Consider the following 19,082-nt stretch of genomic DNA (forward strand, 5'->3'; position numbering starts at 1 on the left):
GCGGACCCGGACCGCATCGGACGTGCGGTGCGGTCCGGGCCACCCGGTGCCGCCGCTCAGGCGACGTCCCGCCGGCGCATGCTGACCAGCGCCGCCCCGAGGACGACCACCAGCGCGACGGAGAACAGGATCGAGGCGTGCTGCCAGGTCAGGTCGAAGGTGGCCGGCTTGCACTCGCCGTAGTAGGTGGCGTTGCAGGCGTTCCAGTCCTCCAGGGTGACCTTCTTCGTCATCCAGGCGAGCCCGTACGTCGGCAGCAGCCACGCCTCGACGAAGCGCGCCCCCGCCATCGACATCACGATGCCCAGGCCGAACTGGCCGACCACGACGGCCCCGATCGCCCCGCCGAGGGCCATCGCGGTGTGCCGGCCCAGCGAGGCCAGCGCGAACCCGATGGTCGCCGCGACCATGATCAGCACCAGCCCGCGCAGCCCGGTCAGCCCGAACGACTGCCACGCCCCGGAGGTCATCTTCTCGGTGGTGCCGCGCAGCGTGCCGACGGCCCAGAAACCGGCGGTCCAGAGCGCCGCGGTGGCCAGGGTCACGGCAACGAGACCGGTGAGCAGCGCCGCCAGCTTGGTCAGCAGCACGGTGAGCCGCTGCGGTCGCCAGAGCAGCAGGTTCATCATCCCGCCGGAGCTCCACTCGGCGCCGACGAAGGAGGCGCCGATCACGAACCCGAGCAGCGCCAGGATCGCGGTGAAGGTGACGATCATCTCCTCGAAGCTCGCCCGGAAGTCGAACGTCGACGGCAGGAACCACTGCGCCTGGATGCTCTCCGGCGGCGGCGGGGTGATCATCTCGCAGTCCGGCGGGAACCGGCCCTCCTGCTGCTGGTCCTGACCGGACGCCTTGGCCTGCTCACATGCCTTGCGCTCCTGCTCGGCCCAGCGCACCTGCTCCTGGTACTGCTGCTCGGCCTGCCGCTGGGCGGCGGCCTGCTGCTCGGGGCCGATCTTCTGGTTGGTGAGGAAGACCCCGACGAGGACCGCCCCGAGCACCAGCAGGCCGAGCACCGTGGCCCAGCGGGCGAAGCGCCGCTTGCCGAGCCGGCGCAGCTCCGTGCGATAGAGGCTCATGCGCCCCAACCTCCCCCGGCGACGCCGGGCTGACCCGCGTCGCCGACCTTCGTGGACTGGTCGACCTGGCGGTGCTGCCCGGGCACGGGGGCGGTCGAGGTCAACTCCAGGAAGACGCTCTCCAGGTCGACCGTGACGGGGGCCAGCTCGCTGACGTACAGGCCCTGGCCGGCGAGGATCCGGCTCACCTGGGCCGGCTTCTCGACGCCGGCGAGCATCAGGTGGTCGGAGTGGACGGTGACCGCCACGCCCGCCCGGCTGAGCGCGTCGGCCGCCGCCGGCAGGTCGGTGACCGCCTCCAGCCGGACCCGCACGGCCCCGCCGGAGTGCTCGGCGAGCACCTGGTCGACCGGGCCGAAGGCGACCCGCCGGCCGAGCGAGATGATGGTGACCGAGTCGCAGATGAGCTGGATCTCGCCGAGGATGTGGCTGGACAGCAGCACGGTCATCCCGGAGGCGGCCAGGTCCCGGGTCAGGGTGCGCATCTCCCGGATGCCGCCCGGGTCGAGGCCGTTGGCGGGCTCGTCGAGGATGAGCAGCTTCGGGTTCTTGAGCAGTGCCGAGGCGACCGCGAGGCGCTGCTTCATGCCGAGCGAGTACGTCTTGACCCGCTCGCCGGCCCGGTCGCGCAGGCCGACCAGCTCCAGCACCTCGTCGACCCGGGTCTGCGGCACCTCGCCCGCCCCGGCCAGCAGCGACAGGGTGTCGCGGGCGGTGAAGTGCGGGAAGAACTGGGGGCTCTCGACGATCGCGCCGACCTGTCCGACGACGGCGGGCAGGGCGGCGGGCACCTCCTGCCCGAGGATCGCCATCCGTCCGCCGTTGGGCCGGATGAGCCCGAGCAGCGTACGCAGGGTGGTGGTCTTGCCCGACCCGTTGGGGCCGAGGAAGCCGTGCACCTGCCCCTGCTCGACCCGCATGTCGAAGCCGTCCAGGGCGTGCCGGACCCCCCGGCGGCGACTCTTGTACGTCTTGCGTAGACCTTCTATTTCCAGGACAGCCGACAAAGCTGCGCCTCCCCCGATGAGAACCGTGACGACGCACACCATACGGGGTATGCAGGGGGAAGCAATACCCGGTATGCAGCCCGGCGTGTCAGGCGATGACGACGTGGACGCCCGCCGCGCGGAACGCCTCCACCAGCTCCGGGTTCGCGCCCGAGTCGGTCACCAGCGTCTCCACCCGGTCGACGGGGCAGATCCGGGCGAACGCGTGCCCGCCCAGCTTGGACGAGTCCGCGATGATCACCACCCGCTTGGCGCGGGCCACCATCAGGTTGTTCATCGCCGCCTCGCCCTCGTGGTGGGCGGCGGCGCCGAGCTGCGGGTCGATCGCGTCCACGCCGAGCAGGGCGACGTCCAGGGTGACCTCGCGCAGCAGCGCCCCGCCCAGCGGGCCGACCAGCTCGAACGACTTGGGCCGCACCACGCCCCCGGCCACCACCACCTTCATCCGGGAGCGCACCAACAACTCGTTGGCGATGTTGAGCGCGTTGGTGACGACCGTGAGCTGGGCGCCCTCGGCGCTGGTGTTCAGGTCGGGCCGGACGGCCAGCGCGCGGGCCACCTCCGTGCTGGTGGTGCCGCCGTTGAGGCCGACCACGGTGCCCGGGGTGACCAGCGCGGCGGCAGCGGCCCCGATCCGCTGCTTCTCGGCCGAGTGCTTGGCCGTCTTGTAGCGCAGCGGCAGGTCGTAGGAGACGCCGTTGGCGACCGCGCCGCCCCGGGTCCGGGTGATCATCTGCTGCTGGGCGAGCTGGTCGAAGTCGCGCCGGATGGTGGCCTGGGAGACGTCCAGCCGCCCGGCGGCCTCCTCCACGCTCACCCGGCCGTTGTCAGTGAGCATCTCCAGCAGCGCGTTCCATCGGGCGTACCGGTCCACTGCGGGGCCTCCACTGACTGCACGAAGGGTGATTGATTGCGTGCACAGTAGTGCGCGAAACTGCCGAGGTGCAAAACTCCGCTCTGCGCGATCGAAGACCCGGTTGCCAGGGACGCGATGTTTCGCGCAGAATAACGCGCGAAAGGCGGCCGTATTGCGCCGTATTGCGCACGACCTCCTGGTGAGGAGTTCTCATGGCGTTCGTGCACGCGGAGATCGCGAGTCAACCCGACTGTTGGCGGGAGGCAGCGCTGCTGGCCCCCACGGTCGCCGAGCACCTGCCGCGCCCCGGGGAGCGGGTCGCCGTCGTCGGTTGCGGCACGTCGTGGTTCATGGCGACGGCGTACGCCGGGCTGCGCGAGGCCGCCGGCCACGGCGAGACCGACGCCTTCCAGGCGTCCGAGTTCCCCACGGGCCGCCGCTACGACCGGCTGATCGCCGTCACCCGCTCCGGCACCACCACCGAGGTGCTGGAGCTGCTCGCCGCGCTGCGCGGCCAGTGCCCCACCACCGTCATCGTCGGCGACCCGGCCTCCCCCGCCGTGGACGTCGCCTCCGCCGTGGTCGCCATGCCGTTCGCCGACGAACGCTCCGTGGTGCAGACCCGGTTCGCCACCACCGCCCTGGCCCTGCTCCGCGCCCACCTCGGCGACAACCTGGCCGCGCTCTCCGCCGACGCCGAGGTCGCCGTCCGGGCCCCGCTGCCGATCGACCCGGCCAGCATCGGGCAGGTCACCTTCCTCGGCCGGGGCTGGACGATCGGGCTGGCCCAGGAGGCCGCGCTCAAGTGCCGCGAGGCGGCCACCTTCTGGGCCGAGGCGTACCCGGCCATGGACTACCGGCACGGCCCGATCTCGGTGGCCGCCCCGGGCCGGCTCGTCTGGGCGTTCGGCGACATCCCCGAGGGGCTCGCCGAGGACGTCGCCGCCACCGGCGCCGCCTTCGTGCACAGCCGCACCCACGGCTGCCGCGCCGTGCTCACGAGCTGGGCCGCCGGGCGTACGCCGGTCGACCCCATGGCCGACCTGATCCTCGCCCAGCGGTTCGCCGTCGCCCTGGCCACCAGCCGGGGCCTCGACCCCGACGCGCCCCGCCACCTGACCCGCTCCGTGGTCCTCGCGTGAGCCCAGCCGACGCCGCCGGTCCCGCCGACGTCGTCGTCGCGCTGGACGTGGGCGGCACCGGCATGAAGTGCGCGCTGGTCCGCCCGGACGGCAGCGCCGTCCACACCGAGCGGCACGCCACCGACGCCGGCCGGGGCCCCGACGCGGTGGCCGAGACGATCCTCGACGTCGCCGAGGGGCTGGCGGGCAAGGCCCGCGCCGACGGGCTCGACCCCGTCGCGCTGGGCATCGCCGTGCCCGGCGTCGTCGACGAGGCCGCCGGGGTGGCGGTCTGGTCGGCGAACGTGGGCTTCCGGGACGTACCCCTGCGGGACCTGGCGGCGGCGCGGCTCGGGCTGCCCACGGCGCTCGGCCACGACGTGCGCGTCGGCGGCCTCGCCGAGGCCCGGCTCGGCGCGGGCCGGGGCACCGGGCACGTGCTCTTCGTCGCGATCGGCACCGGCATCGCCGCCGCCCACGTCGTCGACGGCACGGCCGCCACCGGCGCGCACGGCGCCGCCGGGGAGATCGGCCACATCCTGGTCCGCCCCGGCGGCCCGCGCTGCGGGTGCGGGCGCGACGGCTGCCTGGAGGCAGTCGCCTCCGCCTCGGCCATCGCCCGCCGGTACGCGGAGGCGACCGGCACCCCCGCGAGCGCCGCCGAGGTGGGCGACCGGGCCGCCGCCGGGGAGCCCGCCGCCGGACGGGTGTGGGCGGAGGCCGTCGACGCGCTGGCCGACGGGCTCGCCACCGGCCAGTCCCTGTACGACGTGGAGACCGTGGTCATCGGCGGCGGCCTCGCCCGGGCCGGCGCCCGCCTGTTCGACCCGCTGCGCGCGGCGCTGCACGAGCGGATGACGTTCCACCGCCGGCCGCGCCTGGTCGCGGCGGCCCTCGGCGACGAGGCCGGCTGCCTCGGCGCCGCCCTGCTGGCGCTCGACGCCCGCTGACCGGTAACGGCACGCCTCACACATCTGGAGAAGCGATGACCCTGCGGGTGAACGGCAAGGTGGTGACCCCGACCGGCGTGATCCGGCAGGGCTGCGTGGAACTCGACGGCGACCGGATCACCGCCGTCGCCGAATACCCGTCGGTGCGCGACGGGCACTGGATCGTCCCCGGCTTCGTGGACATGCACACGCACGGCGGCGGCGGGCACACCTTCACCACCGGCGACGCCGGATCCGCCCGCCAGGCCGCGGCCTTCCACCTGGGGCACGGCACGACCACCCTGCTGGCCAGCCTGGTCAGCGCGCCGGTGGAGCTGATGCGGGCCGCCACCGAGGCGTACCGGCCGCTCGTCGAGGAGGGGACGCTGGCCGGCGTCCACTTCGAGGGGCCGTACCTGTCGACGGCCCGGTGCGGCGCGCAGAACCCGCAGTTCCTCCGCGACCCGTCCGTCGCCGAGCTGACCGAGCTGATCGAGCTGGGCGGGGGCGCGGTGCGCATGGTCACCCTGGCCCCCGAGCGGGACGGCGCGCTGGAGGCGATCAAGCTGCTCACCGCCCACCGGGTGGTCGCCGCCGTCGGCCACACCGACGCCACGTACGACCAGACCAGGGCCGCCGTGGCGGCCGGCGCGAGCGTCGGCACCCACCTGTTCAACGGCATGCGCCCGGTGCACCACCGCGAGCCCGGCCCCGTCGTGGCCCTGCTGGACGCCCCGAACGTGGTCTGCGAGCTGGTCGCCGACGGGGTGCACCTGCACGACGGGATGCTCACCTTCGTCACCGCCACCGCCGGGCCCGAACGGGCCGCGCTGATCACCGACGCGATGTCCGCCGCCGGCATGCCCGACGGCGAGTACGAGCTGGGCGGCCAGGCCGTCACCGTCGCCGACGGGGTGGCCCGGCTGGCCGCCGACGGAGCGATCGCCGGCAGCACCCTCACCATGGACGCGGCCCTGCGGCACGCCGTGCACGCCGGCGTGCCGATGGCGGACGCCTGCCGGATGGTGGCCACCACCCCGGCCCGCGCCATCGGCCTCGGCCACCGGGTCGGCGCGCTCCAGGTCGGCCTCCGCGCCGACCTGGTCGTCCTCGACGACGACCTGAACGTGGTCCGGGTGATGCGCGGCGGCTCCTGGGTGGAGTGACGCCGTCGCGACGGTGCCGCCGGGCGCGACGGCTCCGCGCGGTGCTGCCTCCCGGTGCGGACGCCCCTCGGTGCGGGGATGCCCCTCGGTGCGGGGATGCGCCTCGGTGCGGGGATGCGCCTCGGTGCGGGGATGCCCCTCGTGCGGGGGTGCGGCCACCGACAGGCCCCACCACGCGCGCTATGGAGCTGAGTCGTTCACGACATCACGCACCCGACCACGCACGCCTCCGACCCTCGACGACGCACGTCTCCGACCCCCGGCGACGCACACCCGCAGCTCCGGACAACGCCCGCTCGCGACTCCCGGCTCCCCCGGCGGCCTCCGACGACAACCGCCGGCTACCGCCGGTGATCGCCGGCCACCACCAACCACCACCAATCACTGACAGTCATCCGATGGTCACCGGCCATCCCCGTCGGCCACCCGATCCATTCACGACATCAGCTCCATAGCGTCGGCGAGAGGTATCGCCGGCCGGGGCGGACGGACGGGCGGTCAGGGCAGGGCGTCGACCTCGACGCCGAGGACGGCCTGCTCGTCGGGGCGGTGCACCAGCACGTCGGCCAGGTACGACTGCACCGCGTGCCGCATGCCGACGTCCCGGCCGGCGCGCTCGGAGAGCAGCCACTTGTGCTCGATGATCTGCGCGAACAGCTCCTGCGGCTCCAGCTTGCGCCGCAGGTGCGCCGGCACCGCCCGCACCACCGGCTCGAAGACCTCGGTGAGCCAGCGGTGCGACGCCTGCTGCTCGTCGGTCAGGTCGCTCTCCGCCCGGTACGCGTCGAGGTCGTTGAGCAGCTTGCGGGCCTGGTTCTCCTCGGCGTCCAGCCCGGTGAGGCGGAGCAGCCGGCGGTGGTGGTAGCCCGCGTCGACCACCTTCGGCCGCACCAGGTACCGCCCGTCGCCGATGGTGGACAGGGCCACCTCCGCCACGTCGAAGCCCAGCTCGTTGAGGCGACGGATCCGGCGCTCGATGTCGTGCCGGGCCTCCCGCTCGACCTGCTGCTCGTAGGTGATCTCGTGCCAGAGCCGCTCGTAGCGCTGCACGACCTCCTCGCACACCACCTCCGGGTCGATCGACTCGTGCAGCAGGCCCGCGGCCTGGAGGTCGAGCGCCTCGCCGAAGATGTTGACCCGGGCGATCTCCAGGTCCTCGCCGCGCTGGCCGTTGGACAGCGAGTTGTGCAGGGCCCCCGTCTCGGCGTCCACCAGGTAGGCGGCGAACGCGCCCGCGTCCCGGCGGAACAGCGTGTTCGACAGCGAGCAGTCGCCCCAGAAGAAGCCGGTGAGGTGCATCCGGACGATCAGGGCGGCCAGCGCGTCGAGCAGCCGGCCCATCGTCTCCGGGCGCAGCGTGTGCGAGAACAACGCCCGGTAGGGCAGGGAGAACTGGAGGTGCCGGGTGATCAGCACCGGATCCAGCGGCTGCCCGTCGTCGGTCTGCCGGTCGGCGACGATCGCCACCGCCTCCACCGCCGGGAAGTCGATCCGCTCCAGCGCCCGCAGCAGGTCGTATTCCCGCTCGGCGACCCGCTCGCCGGTCTCCTTGACGGCGTAGACGTACCCGCCGAGGCGGACGAAGCGCACGATGTGCCGGGAGATGCCCTGCGGCAACGCCACCAGGTGCTCGGCAGGCCACTCCTCCAGCGGGGTCGACCACGGGAGGTCGAGCAGCGCCGGGTCCACGAGGGCAGAGGTGATCCGCACGCCGACCAGCATGACGCGTTACCCCGCCGAAGCGCACCCCATCGTGCCTCGCCCCACAGCGGGCAGGCGGCGGCCCGGTAGCGTGGTCGGGTGCGCGAAACCCAGACGGTACGGCGGAAAGTGCAGCTCAGGCCCGTACGCCCGGCCGGCTGGTGGTGCGACGCGCTGCTGCTCGCCGGACTGGTCACCATCACCCTCGCGCTGGCCCGGGGGGCGCTGCTCGGCCTCGACCTCGCGGTGAGCCGGTGGGCGTTCGCCAACGACCCGGTGCCGCTGTACCGGACCGCCCAGGTGCTCAACCTCCTCGGGCAGGGCGGCTGGCTGCTCATGCCGGTCTCCGGCGCGCTGGCGGTGGCCGTGGCGTGGCGGCGACGCTCGGTGCGGCCGTTCCTGCTGGTGGGCGGGGCGTTCCTGCTGACGTCCGCGACCATCGGGCCGCTGAAGCTGTGGACCGACCGGGCCGCGCCGACCGCCAGCGTCAAACCGCCGTTCCTGCCGCCCGAGGAGGCGGTGCGGATCTTCAACCACCTGCCGGCCGGGACGTACTCGATGTCGTACCCGTCGGGGCACGTGGCGAACGCGATCGTCTGGTACGGGGTCATCGCGGCGCTGCTCGTCGCGCTGACGGCCGGGCGGCTGCGCCCGGCGGCACACCGGCTGATCCGGTTCGCGCCGCCGGCGATCCTGCTGGTCACCACGACGTACCTGAACTACCACTGGCTCACCGACGGGCTGGCCGCGCTGCTGCTGGGGCTCGTCCTCGACCGGCTGCTGCACCGGGTGCCGTGGGACGACGTGCCGCTGCCCCGGCGGTGGCTGGCCGGCTGGGATCGGCCCGCGCTGTTCACCTCGACACCCTAGGGTCCGGGGCATGGAGCGGCTGGCGCGGCGGTTGGGCGTACGCGATGCGGTGGTCATCGGTCTGGGGTCGATGCTCGGCGCGGGCGTCTTCGTGGTCTTCGCCCCGGCGGCGGCGTCGGCCGGCGGCGCGGGCCTGCTGGTGGCGCTGGCCCTCGCCGGGTTCGTGGCGTTCTGCAACGCGACCAGCTCGGCCCGGCTCGCGGCCCGCTACCCGGAGTCCGGCGGCACGTACGTCTACGGCCGGGAGCGGCTGGGCCCGTTCGCCGGGTTCGTGGCGGGCTGGGGCTTCGTGGTCGGCAAGACGGCGAGCTGCGCGGCGATGGCGTTGACGATCGGGGCGTACCTCTGGCCGGGGCGGGCCCGGCTCGTCGCCGTCGCCGCCGTCGCGGCGGTGACCGCCGTGAACCTGCGCGGCATCGGCAAGACCGCGACGGCCACGAAGGCCCTGGTGGGCGTGGTGCTGGCGGTGCTGGCCCTGGTCGCCGGGGCCGGCCTGCTCGGCGGCGGCTTCGACGCGGGCCGGATCGCCGGGCCCGGCGCCTCCAGCAGCCCCGGCGCGCACGGCGTGCTGGCCGCCGCCGGGCTGATCTTCTTCGCCTTCGCCGGGTATGCCCGGATCGCCACCCTCGGCGAGGAGGTGCGCGACCCGGAGCGGACGATCCCCCGGGCGGTGCCGCTGGCGCTCGGCGTGGTGCTGGCGACCTACCTGGTGCTGGCGGTGGTGGCGCTCGGGGTGCTCGGCCCCGAGCGGCTGGCCGCGTCCGCCGCGCCGCTGGCCGACGTGGTGACCGCCGCCGGGCTGCCCGGCCTCGCCTGGGTGGTGCGGGCCGGGGCGACCGTGGCCGTGACCGGGGTGCTGCTGTCGCTGGTCGCCGGGGTGGGCCGGACCCTGCTGGCGATGGCCCGCCGCCGGGACGTGCCGCACGCCCTGGCCGCCGTGCACCCGGTGCGCCGGGTGCCGCACCGGGCCGAGCTGGCGGTGGCCGCCGTGGTGACGGCCGTGGTGCTCGTCGGGGACGTGCGCGGGGCGATCGGCTTCTCCAGCTGCACGGTGCTGGTCTACTACGCCATCACCAACGCCTCGGCGCTCACCCTGGGCCGGGACCCGGGCCGCCGGCTGCCGGTGCGGCTGCTCGCCGTGCTGGGGCTGGTCGGCTGCGTGGCGCTCGCGGTCAGCCTGCCGCTGGCCAGCGTGCTCGCCGGGTTCGGCGTGCTCGCCCTGGGCGCCGCCTGGTACGCCCTCCGCCCCCGGCAACACTGATCAGCCGGCCGGGCCTTACTCCTCGCTCGTGCGGGGCGCTGGTGGGCCGGTCGGGGCGGCGGGCGGGGGCTCCGGGGCGGGCGGGGTGGTCTCGCGCAACAGGGCGGTCAGCCCCGCCCGGCGGGCCACCACGGTCAGCCGGTCCCCGGCCGTGATCACCAGGCGGGGGTCGGCCGACCAGTCGGCCTTCTGGCCGGGGCGGGCGTGCGCGAGCAGGCGTACCGCGCCGGGCTGGGCCACGGCGGACAGCGGGCGGCCGTCCAGCGGCGACCCGGCGACCACCTGGACCTCGGTGACCAGCAGCGCGTGCCGGCCGACCGGGATGGTGGCGATCACCGCCCGGTCCAGCAGCGCGGCGGCGAACGACGGCGCGGCGAGGTACGACACGCTGCGCGAGATGCCGATGCCGAACGCCTTCTGGACGCGCTCGGCGAAGTCGCCGTCGAACAGGCGCAGCACCACCCGCAGGTCGGGGGTGAGGCCCCGCGCGTTCAGCGCGGCCCGCAGGTTGACGTCGTCGTCGGTGGAGACCACGACGAGGGCCTGGCAGGTCTCGACGGACGCCGACCGCAGCGTCTCCTCCCGACCGGCGTCGCCGACCACCAGCGGCACGCCGAGCCGGTGCGCCAGCGACGCGCCCCGGGCGTCCGGGTCCTTGTCGATGGCGACCACCTCGACGCCGAAGTCGTTGAGCTGGGCCATGACGCGGGTGCCGATGTTGCCCAGCCCGACGACCACGACGTGCCCGGACCGGGCGGGCAGGATCCGGCCGGTGTGCAGGGCCAGCCGGGCGTTGACGATCCCGTCGACGACCACGGCCGTGATCAGCGGGATCAGCGCCAGCCCGGCCAGGTTGAGCACCACCTGCATGACCTGGGCGGCGACGGGCTTGGTGACGTCCGGGTCCTCGCCGGTGAGCGTGGTGACCAGGGTGAGGTAGAGCGCGTCGGCCCAGCCCACGTGCGCGGCCCGGGCGTTGAGCCAGCCCAGCCCGGCGATGACGGCCAGCAGCACCAGCACCGCGATGCCGATCTTGCGGGTGGCGAAGCTGCGGACCGCGCGCAGCAGCACGGCGACGGGCCGTCGGCGGCGGCGGGCCCGGACCAGCCGGCGGGCGGCCAGCTCCGTGCCGGGCGGCTGCCCGGTCGCCTCGGCCAGCACCACGTCCGCCGTGGCCTCGTCGGCGGGCAGGACCTGCGGCCGGGCCGCGTCCCGCGTGTCGGCCACCCCGCACACCACGTCCTTCTCGCGTACGTCGGCGCGGCGCGCCACGTAGAGGGTGCGCCCGCCGTGCCGGAAGTGCGTCGGGGCGACCTCGCCGAGGGCGGCGGCCACGAACGCGGGGGCGGCCATGGAGGCGTCGGAGAGCACCGCCGAGTCGGGGAAGAGCTGCCGCAGCCCGTTGGCGAGGCTGGTGTTGAACATCCGGACCACCAGCCGCAGCCGGGGCTCCACCTCCTGCGCGCAGAGCGCGGCGTGCATGTTGCCGACGTCGTCCTGGTGCAGCAGCGCCAGCCCGTCCGCGCCGGCCAGGCCGGCCCGCCGGAACGTCACCTCGTCGAGCCGGTCGGCGCGGACGACGTGGAGGCCGGGGACGTCGCGCCCGTCAGGGCCGTCGGAGCGGCGGCGCTCCGGCACCACCAGGGTGATCCGCGCCCGGCCGGAGTCCGGCTCGGTGGCGAGCAGCGCCCGCACCACCCAGTACGCCAGCGGGTCCGACCCGCAGACGACGTAGTGCGGGCGGGTCTCCCCGTTCATCCGCAGCCGCCAGCCGGTCGCGCGGCGCGCACGGTCACGCAGGGGCTCCGCCATGCGCCGAATCGTAGTCAGCGGCCCGGAGCCCGCGCAGCCCCATGATCATGAACGATCGTCGGCAACGATTGTCGCGCCTCGGGGCGGGTAGAGCGGGGCATGCAGACGTTCCTGCCGTACCCGGACTTCCTGGCCAGCGCGCGGGCGCTGGACGCCCGGCGGCTCGGCAAGCAGCGGGTGGAGGCCATCCAGGTGCTGCGCGGGCTGACCTGGCCGGGGTACGGCTGGCGCAACCACCCGGCGGTGAAGATGTGGGCCGGGTACGAGGAGGCGCTGGTCCGCTACGGCCTGGACGTCTGCGCGGTGTGGTGCGGGCCGGGGCGTGCCGACACCTGCGCGGCGACGCTGGTCGCCGACCTCGCCGCCGCCTGCGGCGTGACCGCCGTACGCACGCAGGCGGAGCTGGCCGCCGCCGGTGAGCTGCCGCCGTGGCTGGGCCGCGACGACCTGCACCGCAGCCACCGCTCGTCGCTGCTGCGCAAGGACCCGGACCACTACCGCCCGATCTTCGGCGACGTCGACCCGGGCCTGGAGTACGTCTGGCCCGCCTCCGACCGCGAGCGCCGCTGCCCCCCGCGCTGAGGCGCTGGGACGTGTAAGGAGGGGACCCTTCTCTACCGCATGCGTTAACAGGGGGCCCTTCCTTGCACCTCGGGCAGACTGGGCGCATGGCGCTGTCTCGGGTGGTGGGTCGGCTCGCCGGCGTACGCCGGCACGTGGTGGACCCGGGCGGCGGCGACGCCCACCGCGTGCCGCGCCCCGTGGAGGCCGTGGTGGTCGGCGGCGGGATCGCCGGTATGTCGGCGGCGGTGGTGCTCGCCGAGCGCGGGGTGCGGGTGACCGTGCTGGAGGCCGCACCGACCCTCGGCGGCCGGCTCGGCGCGTGGCCGCAGGAGCTGGCCGACGGGGTCCAGGCCAACGAGCACGGCTTCCACGCGTTTTTCCGGCAGTACTACAACTGGCGGTCGATCCTGCGCCGCGTCGACCCGGGGCTGCGGTTCCTCAAGCCGGTCCCGGGCTACCCGATCCTGAGCGCCGACTGGCCGGCGGAGGAGTTCGGGCGGCTGCCGCCGGCCGCGCCGGCCAACCTGCTCGCCCTGCTGCTGCGCAGCCCGAGCCTGCGCCTGGCCGACCTGCGGGCGATGGACCGGGACGCCGCGCTGCCGCTGCTCGCCTACGACCCGGTGCGCACGTACGCCGAGTTCGACGGCACCACCGCCGACGGGCTGCTGGACTCGCTGCGGCTGCCCGACCGGGCCCGCGCGATGCTGTTCGAGGTCTTCTCCCACTCGTTCTTCAACCACGAGGCGGAGATGTCGGCGGCCGAGATGATCGCCCAGTTCCACTTCTACTTGCTCGGCAACCCGGAGGGGCTGGCGTTCGACTGCCCCGACGAGGACTACGGCACCGCCATCTGGCGGCCACTGGCCCGGCACGTCGAGCGCCACGGCGGGCGGGTCCGCACCGGCGTCGCCGCGACCCGGCTGGACCGCACCCCCGACGGCTGGCAGGTGGGCGCCGCCGACGGCACGGCGTACCCGGCCGGGCACGTGGTGCTCGCCGTCGACCCGCCGGCCCTGGCCGCCCTCGTCGCCGCCTCGCCGGTGCTGGCCGGGGCAGCACCGGAGCTGGTGGCGGCGATGCCCGCGTTCGGCACCCCCGGCCCGCCGTACGCGGTGGCCCGCTACTGGTGCGACGGGGACGTCGACGCCGGGCGGGCGGTGTTCAGCGGGGTGTCCCGGCAGCCCACCCTGGACTCGGTGACGCTCTACCACCGGCTGGAGAACGAGTCGCGCCGCTGGGCGGAACGCAGCGGCGGCTCGGTGCTGGAGCTGCACGCGTACGCCTGCGAGCCGGGCGTGCCGGCCGAGGAGCTGGCGGAGCGGATGCGCGCCGAGCTGGCGGCGCTCTGGCCGGAGGCGGCCCGGCTGCGGGTGCGCGAGCTGCGGGCCCGGGTCGAGGCGCGGGCCCCGGCGTTCACCCCGGGCAGCCACGCCCGGCGGCCGGGGGTGCGCACCGACGCCGAGGGGTTGTACCTGGCCGGCGACGGCATCCGCACCGACTTCCCGAGCGCCCTGATGGAGCGGTCCGCGGCGACGGGGATCGTGGCCGCGAACCACATCCTGCGCGCCGAGGGCGGGGCGGCCGAGCCGGTCCACTCGATCCGTCCCCGCGGCCTCCTCGCCGGCAGGTAAGGAAGGGCACCTTGTTAACGCTTTCTGTATAGGAAGGGCCCCCTCCTAACAACGCCGCAAAACGCACCATCAGTGCATATGCTCGGAAAGCGCGAGAAGGCGCGGAGGTTGGACGGGGGTGTCGGCGGGTGTCGACGGTGCACCGGCGGGCCGCGGACGGCGAACCGGCCGCCGGCGGGTCGACGGCCGGCGGCGGGTCGACGGCCGGCGACGCGTACGGCGGGCGGGCCGGCGACGCGTACGGCCGGTCGGCCGTCGACTCGGTCGGCCACCGGGGCGACGACGCGGCCGGGCGGCCCCGGGACGAGCGGGGTTGCGTCGTGACGGCCCTGCGGCTGGGCTGGTGGATGGCCGACGCGTACCACCACGCGCAGACGGCCGACCTGTCGGCGCCGCGGCGACGCCCGGGCGGGCCGCCGGTGAAGCTGACCAACCTCACCGAGATGTCCGGCCGGCGGCGACTGCGAATGTACCTCGACGGGATCGACGTCGCGTTGGTCCAGATCGCCGAGCTGACCGGCACCGGTGCCACCGCGCCGTCCACCGCCGCCGCCCGGGCGGCCACGCCGGCCGAGACGACGACATCGGCACCGCCGACCGGGACGACGACATCGGCACCGCCGGCCGAGACGACGACATCGGCACCGCCGACCGGGACGACGACATCGGCACCGCCGACCGGGACGACGACATCGGCACCGCCGACCGAGACGACGACATCGGCACCGCCGACCGGGACGACGACATCGGTGCCGCCGGTCGAGGAGGCAGCAGTCCCGCCGGGCGAGGCGACGGCGGCGCTCCTGCTCGCCCTGGACGACCTCAACGTGGACGTGCTGCGCTGGGCCATGGCCGCCAACCCCCGGGTCGGGCTGGCGTACCGCCTTGGCCGGTCGCTGGCCGACACCGTCCGGCACGGGGAGGCCGAGCAGGTGCCGTGGCGCTTCGCCGGCCGGCAGCACGAGATCAGCCGGTGGCTCGACGAGCTCGCCAGCGTGCTGCCGCCGTACTCGGCCGCCGTCGTGCGCCGGTCGCTGCGGACGTGGGCCGACGCGGTCACCCGGGCCCGGGTGGGCGACCCGGCCGAGGCCGGCCTCGACGAGTTGGCCCGCGAGCTGCGCAACCAGGGCGACCGGTGGCGCAACGTGCTGACCGGCGGGCTGCACCCACGCGACCTGCTCGACGAGGAGGACTACGCGGTCGTCGCCCGGAACGTGATCATCCGGGACCGGCGGCTGGTCGTGCAGGCGGCCCGGGGGATCTTCTGGCCCGTGCTCGTACCCCTGCTGGTGGTGCTGTTCGCGGTGGTCGGGGTGAGCGCCGCCGCGGCGGCCGGCTCCCCCACCACCCGCGCGGCCGTCGCCCTGGTCGGGCTCGGCGCCGGGCTGACCGCGATCTGGCGGACGGTGTCCGGGCCGACCCTCGCCGTCGCCGGGGAGGTGAACCGGCCGCTGCTGGAGGGGGAGCTGACCGCGCGGATGGCCAGCCGGGTCGACGGGCCGCTGGCCGACGCGCGGGCCGCCGCCCAGACCCGACGGCCACGCCACCCGGGCCAGGTCCCCGGAGGATCGAAATACGTTGCCGGCCTCGCCCCCGCCGACCTACCGTGATCGCGCAAGGTTAACCAACCAGCCAGCCGGGAGACAGTCATGTCGTTGTCGCACGTCAGAGGCGTGTCGTCGACGCTGCCCGTCGACTGCTGCCGATTCGCCGAGCCCCGCGAAGGGTGGCCCGGCTGACGCGTGTCCGCACGCGCCGAGCCGCCCGTCCCCGCCGGACCCGGGCGGCTCTTCGCTGTCCGGCCCGGCCCCGCCGTCAGCCCTGCACGGAAGGAGACCCGGTGGACGCCGTCCTCGTCATCAACGCTGACCTCGGCCCGCTGCACCGGGTCACCGTCCAGCACGCGATCCGGATGCTCTGCCGGCGGGTCGCCGAGATCCACGAGGCCGAGCCGGACCGGGTGATCGGGGTCTTCCCGGTCCCCCGGGTGGTCCGACTCGTCCGGTACGTGGTGACCCGCTGGCGGTTCAGCGCCGGCCCGGCCTGGTCCCGGGCAGGCGTGCTGCGCCGCGACGACCGCTGCTGCGCCTACTGCGGCGGGCCGGCCAGCACCGTCGACCACGTCCTGCCCCGCTCGCGCGGCGGCCGGAACACCTGGCGCAACACCACCGCCGCCTGCTACGCGTGCAACCAGCGCAAGGGCGACCGGACGCCCGCCGAGGCGGGCATGCCGCTGCGGCACGAGCCGGCCGTCCCGAGCTGGGCGTCGCTGGCGGGGCGGTGACCGGCCGGCCGGCGGGAACGGGGGGCCGCGTCGGGGGTACGCCCCGGCGCGGCGCCCGCCGGCCCCGGCAGGGTCACCGCAGGCAGGGCCGGCGGAGGCAGGGCCGGACGTGGGCAGGGCCGAACGTGGGCGGGGCCGGCGTGGGCGGGGCCGGCGGAGGCAGGGCCGGACGTGGGCAGGGCCGGACCTGGGCGGGCCAGTCCACGCCACGGTCGCCTGCGGCCGGGCCGCCGGGGCCGGTCAGCGCTTGGTCTCGCGTACCCTCGGCACGACCTTGCCGTTGGCGCAGCTCGCCCTGACGTCGCTGACGTGGGTGGCGGAGCCGAGCACGACGCGGATCTCCCGGGCGGGGCCCGGCACGTACTCCTCGATCTGGTAACCGTCGGCCGGCGCGGTCGACGCCACCGCTGCGGTCTTCGCCGTGCAGGCGACCCGGACGGTGCCACCGCTCGCGCGCACCGCAACCGCGGGCGGCTCGGCGGGGGCCGGCTCGGCGGGGTCCTCGCCGGAGCCCGAAGCGGACGGCGCCGGGGACGGGGCCGCCGTAGCCGACGGCGGCCTGCCCGGATCGCCGGGAACCGACGGGCCCGGGGCGCCGCCGCCCGGGCCAGGGCTGGGCGCCTGGTCGCCCGGGTGCGGCGAGCCGTCGTCCCCGCCGGGGAGGCCGACTCCACCGGTGGGCTGGACCCCGCCGACGGGGGCGACGACCTCGTCGGCGGAGGGCGCCGGCGACCCGGTCGCACCGGTCGTTGCCGACCGGTGCGGTCGGGACGAGTCGGCGAGCGAGCCGGCGGTCGCCACGGCGATGACCAGCGCGGCGCAGACCACAAGCAGGGCCCGGTACCGCCGCCGGGCGGGGCTGCGACGTGGCGCAGGACGCGGCGTCGACCCGTGCGGCGCGGCACCGGGGCCGGCCGGGCCGTCACCGGCAGGGACGGCGGTGGCGGAGGCGGCAGGGACGGCGGTGGCAGCGGAGGCGGCAGGGACGGCGGTGGCAGCGGAGGCGGCGGCAGCGGCCGGCTCCGGCCGGGCCGTCTCCTCGGCCCGCATCCGGGTGACCACCGTCGCCAGTCGCGCCGCCGCCTCCTCGGCGGACGGCCGTGCGGCCGGGTCCTTGGCAAGGCAGCGCCGGCACAGCTCGCCCACCTCGGCCGGCACGCCGTCGACCGGTGGCAGGGGCCTCGGCTCGACGTAGACGTGGGCCCGCAGCATCTGGGTGGGGCTGTCGGTCTCCCAGGGCAGCTCGTCGGTGAGCACGAGGTGGACGAGCAGCCCGAGCGCGTAGACGTCGGAGGCGGGCACCACCTCCCCGGCGTCGAGCCGCTCCGGCGCCAGGTAGGAGGGGGTGCCCAGCAGCCTGCCGTCGAAGTCGATCTCCGGCTGGCCAACGGCGGCGGCCGTGCCGAAGTCGACCACCTTCGCTCCGGACGGCGTGAGCACGACGTTGGCCGGCTTGACGTCGCGGTGCACCAGACCCCGCGCGTGCGCCGCGGCGAGCGCGGCGGCGACCTCGGCGCAGATCCGCAGCCCCTCCACCGCCGGCAGCGGCCCGTCGTCGAGCCGCCGGGCCAGGGTGGGGCCGGGCAGCAGCTCCATCACCACGTACGGCGCGAGCTCCCCGGTGCGGGTCAGCGCCTCGCCGTAGTCGTAGACGTTGGTGACGTTCGGGTGCGAGAGCCGGGCGGCGGCCTTCGCCTCGGCGCGGATGCGTCGGCGGGCGGCCCGGTCCGAACCGAGCAGCACCTTGACCGCCACCTCGCGTTCCAGCAGCTCGTCGTACGCGCGGTGGACCACCGCCGTGCCGCCCTTGCCGATGCGATCTCCCAGGCGGTACCGACCGTTGAGGAATTGATCGATCTGCACCGCCACAGCGTGCCAGTATGGGCCCCGTCACACCAACCGATCATCGAGAGAGCCCGATCGGGCAGATCACCGCCCGGGTGCCGGGCCTTCCGGAGTGGAGGGTCCGCCGGCGGCGGGCGGGGCCCAGCCGAACCGGGGCGCTCGACGCCCGTTGGCCGCCGCCACCCCCTCCCGGGCCTCCCCGCTGTCCCGGACCTGCCCGTGCCACCAGGCGATCCGTTCCGCGTCGGCCCGGTCGTCGACGATCTCCTTCGCGGCGGCGACGGTGAGCCGGGAGCGCTCGGCGATCGTGGCGGTGAGCGCCGCCACCCGGGCGGCGAGCCCGTCCGGCGGCAGCACCTCGTCGACCAGCCCGATCCGCAGGGCCCTCGCGGCGTCGATCAGCTCGGCGGTGAAGAGCAGGTGCTTCGCGGCAGACGGGCCGACCAGCCGGGCCAGCCGCCGGGTGGTGGGCGCGGGATAGACCAGGCCGAGCCGGGCCGGCGGCACCCCGAACCGGGCGTCGGCGGCGGCGAGCCGCAGGTCGCAGGCCACCGCGAGCTGACAACCGCCCCCGACGCACGCGCCCTCGATGGCGGCGACGGTCGGCCGGGCGAACGCGGCGAGCCGCTCCTCGGCGGCGACGGCGATGCTGGCGTCACCGGCGTCGAGCAGCTCGTCGAGGTCACCGAGGTCGGCCCCGGCGCAGAAGGCGCCGGCCGCGCCGGTGAGCACCAGCGCGCGGACCCGCCCGTCGGCCTCCAGCCGGTCCAGCAGCACCGGCAGCCGCCGCCACATCGCCGGGGTCATCGCGTTGCGCCGCCCCGGGTTGGAGATCACGATCGTGGCCACCGGGCCGGTCGTCCCGACAATCAGCTCCGCGTCCGGCACCGCCACCACCCCCCGACCATAACGACGTGGGCCCGGCGGCCACCCGAGTGGGGTGGCCGCCGGGCCGG

The 19,082-nt window shown here is 75.5% G+C and carries 16 protein-coding genes; 9 read left to right on the forward strand and 7 right to left on the reverse strand.

The window, feature by feature from the left end:
• Positions 1-56 precede the first annotated feature (56 nt).
• The 3 genes from ACFYWL_RS02465 to ACFYWL_RS02475 form a co-directional block, all read right to left on the reverse strand.
• Positions 57-1,079, reverse strand: a complete 1,023-nt coding sequence (locus ACFYWL_RS02465) for an ABC transporter permease subunit (protein ID WP_386966192.1) — start codon at positions 1,077-1,079, stop codon at positions 57-59.
• Positions 1,076-2,086 carry an ATP-binding cassette domain-containing protein gene (locus ACFYWL_RS02470; RefSeq protein WP_386966194.1) on the reverse strand — a complete coding sequence of 337 codons (1,011 nt, stop codon included), beginning with the start codon at positions 2,084-2,086 and terminating at the stop codon, positions 1,076-1,078. Before ACFYWL_RS02470 ends, ACFYWL_RS02465 begins: the two co-directional genes overlap by 4 nt.
• A gap of 88 nt (positions 2,087-2,174) precedes the next feature.
• A complete protein-coding gene (locus ACFYWL_RS02475; protein ID WP_074472345.1) occupies positions 2,175-2,960 on the reverse strand; it encodes a DeoR/GlpR family DNA-binding transcription regulator in 786 nt (261 codons plus the stop codon).
• A 194-nt stretch (positions 2,961-3,154) separates the two neighbouring features.
• Between ACFYWL_RS02475 and ACFYWL_RS02480 the strand changes: the two genes are divergently transcribed.
• Genes ACFYWL_RS02480 through nagA form a run of 3 tightly spaced genes read left to right on the forward strand, consistent with a single transcriptional unit; the run spans position 3,155 to position 6,158 of the window.
• Complete coding sequence (locus ACFYWL_RS02480) at positions 3,155-4,084, forward strand: SIS domain-containing protein (RefSeq protein ID WP_386966197.1); 930 nt, start codon at positions 3,155-3,157, stop codon at positions 4,082-4,084.
• The gene (locus ACFYWL_RS02485) at positions 4,081-5,013 is read left to right on the forward strand and encodes an ROK family protein (RefSeq protein WP_386966200.1); all 933 of its coding nucleotides are present in this window, start codon (positions 4,081-4,083) and stop codon (positions 5,011-5,013) included. The genes ACFYWL_RS02480 and ACFYWL_RS02485 overlap by 4 nt, the downstream gene beginning before the upstream one ends.
• A gap of 35 nt (positions 5,014-5,048) precedes the next feature.
• Positions 5,049-6,158, forward strand: coding sequence for an N-acetylglucosamine-6-phosphate deacetylase (gene nagA, locus ACFYWL_RS02490; RefSeq protein ID WP_386966203.1), 1,110 nt, complete (start codon positions 5,049-5,051; stop codon positions 6,156-6,158).
• A 498-nt stretch (positions 6,159-6,656) separates the two neighbouring features.
• On the opposite strand, the gene ACFYWL_RS02495 is transcribed toward nagA, so the two are convergent.
• Positions 6,657-7,880, reverse strand: a complete 1,224-nt coding sequence (locus ACFYWL_RS02495; RefSeq protein ID WP_386966206.1) for a DUF4032 domain-containing protein — start codon at positions 7,878-7,880, stop codon at positions 6,657-6,659.
• Positions 7,881-7,958: 78 nt separating this feature from the next.
• On the opposite strand from ACFYWL_RS02495, the gene ACFYWL_RS02500 reads away from it, so the two are divergent.
• Both ACFYWL_RS02500 and ACFYWL_RS02505 read left to right on the forward strand, forming a co-directional pair.
• Entirely contained in the window at positions 7,959-8,729 is a 771-nt protein-coding gene (locus ACFYWL_RS02500) for a phosphatase PAP2 family protein (protein ID WP_386966209.1), read from the forward strand.
• A 10-nt stretch (positions 8,730-8,739) separates the two neighbouring features.
• Positions 8,740-9,990 (forward strand): APC family permease, encoded by a 1,251-nt coding sequence (locus tag ACFYWL_RS02505; protein ID WP_386966212.1) that lies wholly within the window; start codon positions 8,740-8,742, stop codon positions 9,988-9,990.
• A 15-nt stretch (positions 9,991-10,005) separates the two neighbouring features.
• On the opposite strand, the gene ACFYWL_RS02510 is transcribed toward ACFYWL_RS02505, so the two are convergent.
• Positions 10,006-11,802, reverse strand: coding sequence for an NAD-binding protein (locus ACFYWL_RS02510; protein ID WP_386966215.1), 1,797 nt, complete (start codon positions 11,800-11,802; stop codon positions 10,006-10,008).
• A gap of 99 nt (positions 11,803-11,901) precedes the next feature.
• Between ACFYWL_RS02510 and ACFYWL_RS02515 the strand changes: the two genes are divergently transcribed.
• The 4 genes from ACFYWL_RS02515 (at position 11,902) to ACFYWL_RS02530 (ending at position 16,281) form a co-directional block, all read left to right on the forward strand.
• Positions 11,902-12,384: an MSMEG_6728 family protein gene (locus tag ACFYWL_RS02515; protein WP_386966218.1), complete on the forward strand. Its 483-nt coding sequence runs from the start codon at positions 11,902-11,904 to the stop codon at positions 12,382-12,384.
• Between the two features lie 86 nt (positions 12,385-12,470).
• Positions 12,471-13,997 carry an FAD-dependent oxidoreductase gene (locus tag ACFYWL_RS02520; RefSeq protein ID WP_386966220.1) on the forward strand — a complete coding sequence of 509 codons (1,527 nt, stop codon included), beginning with the start codon at positions 12,471-12,473 and terminating at the stop codon, positions 13,995-13,997.
• A 128-nt stretch (positions 13,998-14,125) separates the two neighbouring features.
• On the forward strand, positions 14,126-15,607 hold the full coding sequence (locus ACFYWL_RS02525) for a hypothetical protein (RefSeq protein WP_386966223.1): 1,482 nt from the start codon (positions 14,126-14,128) through the stop codon (positions 15,605-15,607).
• Positions 15,608-15,837: 230 nt separating this feature from the next.
• Entirely contained in the window at positions 15,838-16,281 is a 444-nt protein-coding gene (locus ACFYWL_RS02530) for an HNH endonuclease (protein WP_386966225.1), read from the forward strand.
• 240 nt (positions 16,282-16,521) lie between these two features.
• Here the strand turns inward: ACFYWL_RS02530 and ACFYWL_RS02535 are convergent, their stop codons facing one another.
• Positions 16,522-18,144, reverse strand: a complete 1,623-nt coding sequence (locus ACFYWL_RS02535) for a protein kinase (protein ID WP_386966227.1) — start codon at positions 18,142-18,144, stop codon at positions 16,522-16,524.
• 66 nt (positions 18,145-18,210) lie between these two features.
• Positions 18,211-19,020 carry an enoyl-CoA hydratase/isomerase family protein gene (locus ACFYWL_RS02540; RefSeq protein ID WP_386966748.1) on the reverse strand — a complete coding sequence of 270 codons (810 nt, stop codon included), beginning with the start codon at positions 19,018-19,020 and terminating at the stop codon, positions 18,211-18,213.
• Positions 19,021-19,082 lie beyond the last annotated feature (62 nt).

The sequence above is a fragment of the Micromonospora sp. NPDC002575 genome, assembly GCF_042889525.1.
GTDB lineage: Bacteria > Actinomycetota > Actinomycetes > Mycobacteriales > Micromonosporaceae > Micromonospora > Micromonospora carbonacea.

What these genes read in the sequence shown, in the direction of transcription:
- ACFYWL_RS02510 (WP_386966215.1), bottom strand. Translation starts at nt 11,802, where the DNA reads ATGGCGGAGCCCCTGCGTGACCGTGCGCGCCGCGCGACCGGCTGGCGG.
- ACFYWL_RS02480 (WP_386966197.1), top strand. Translation starts at nt 3,155, where the DNA reads ATGGCGTTCGTGCACGCGGAGATCGCGAGTCAACCCGACTGTTGGCGG.
- ACFYWL_RS02515 (WP_386966218.1), top strand. Translation starts at nt 11,902, where the DNA reads ATGCAGACGTTCCTGCCGTACCCGGACTTCCTGGCCAGCGCGCGGGCG.
- ACFYWL_RS02505 (WP_386966212.1), top strand. Translation starts at nt 8,740, where the DNA reads ATGGAGCGGCTGGCGCGGCGGTTGGGCGTACGCGATGCGGTGGTCATC.
- ACFYWL_RS02495 (WP_386966206.1), bottom strand. Translation starts at nt 7,880, where the DNA reads ATGCTGGTCGGCGTGCGGATCACCTCTGCCCTCGTGGACCCGGCGCTG.
- ACFYWL_RS02520 (WP_386966220.1), top strand. Translation starts at nt 12,471, where the DNA reads ATGGCGCTGTCTCGGGTGGTGGGTCGGCTCGCCGGCGTACGCCGGCAC.
- ACFYWL_RS02465 (WP_386966192.1), bottom strand. Translation starts at nt 1,079, where the DNA reads ATGAGCCTCTATCGCACGGAGCTGCGCCGGCTCGGCAAGCGGCGCTTC.
- nagA (WP_386966203.1), top strand. Translation starts at nt 5,049, where the DNA reads ATGACCCTGCGGGTGAACGGCAAGGTGGTGACCCCGACCGGCGTGATC.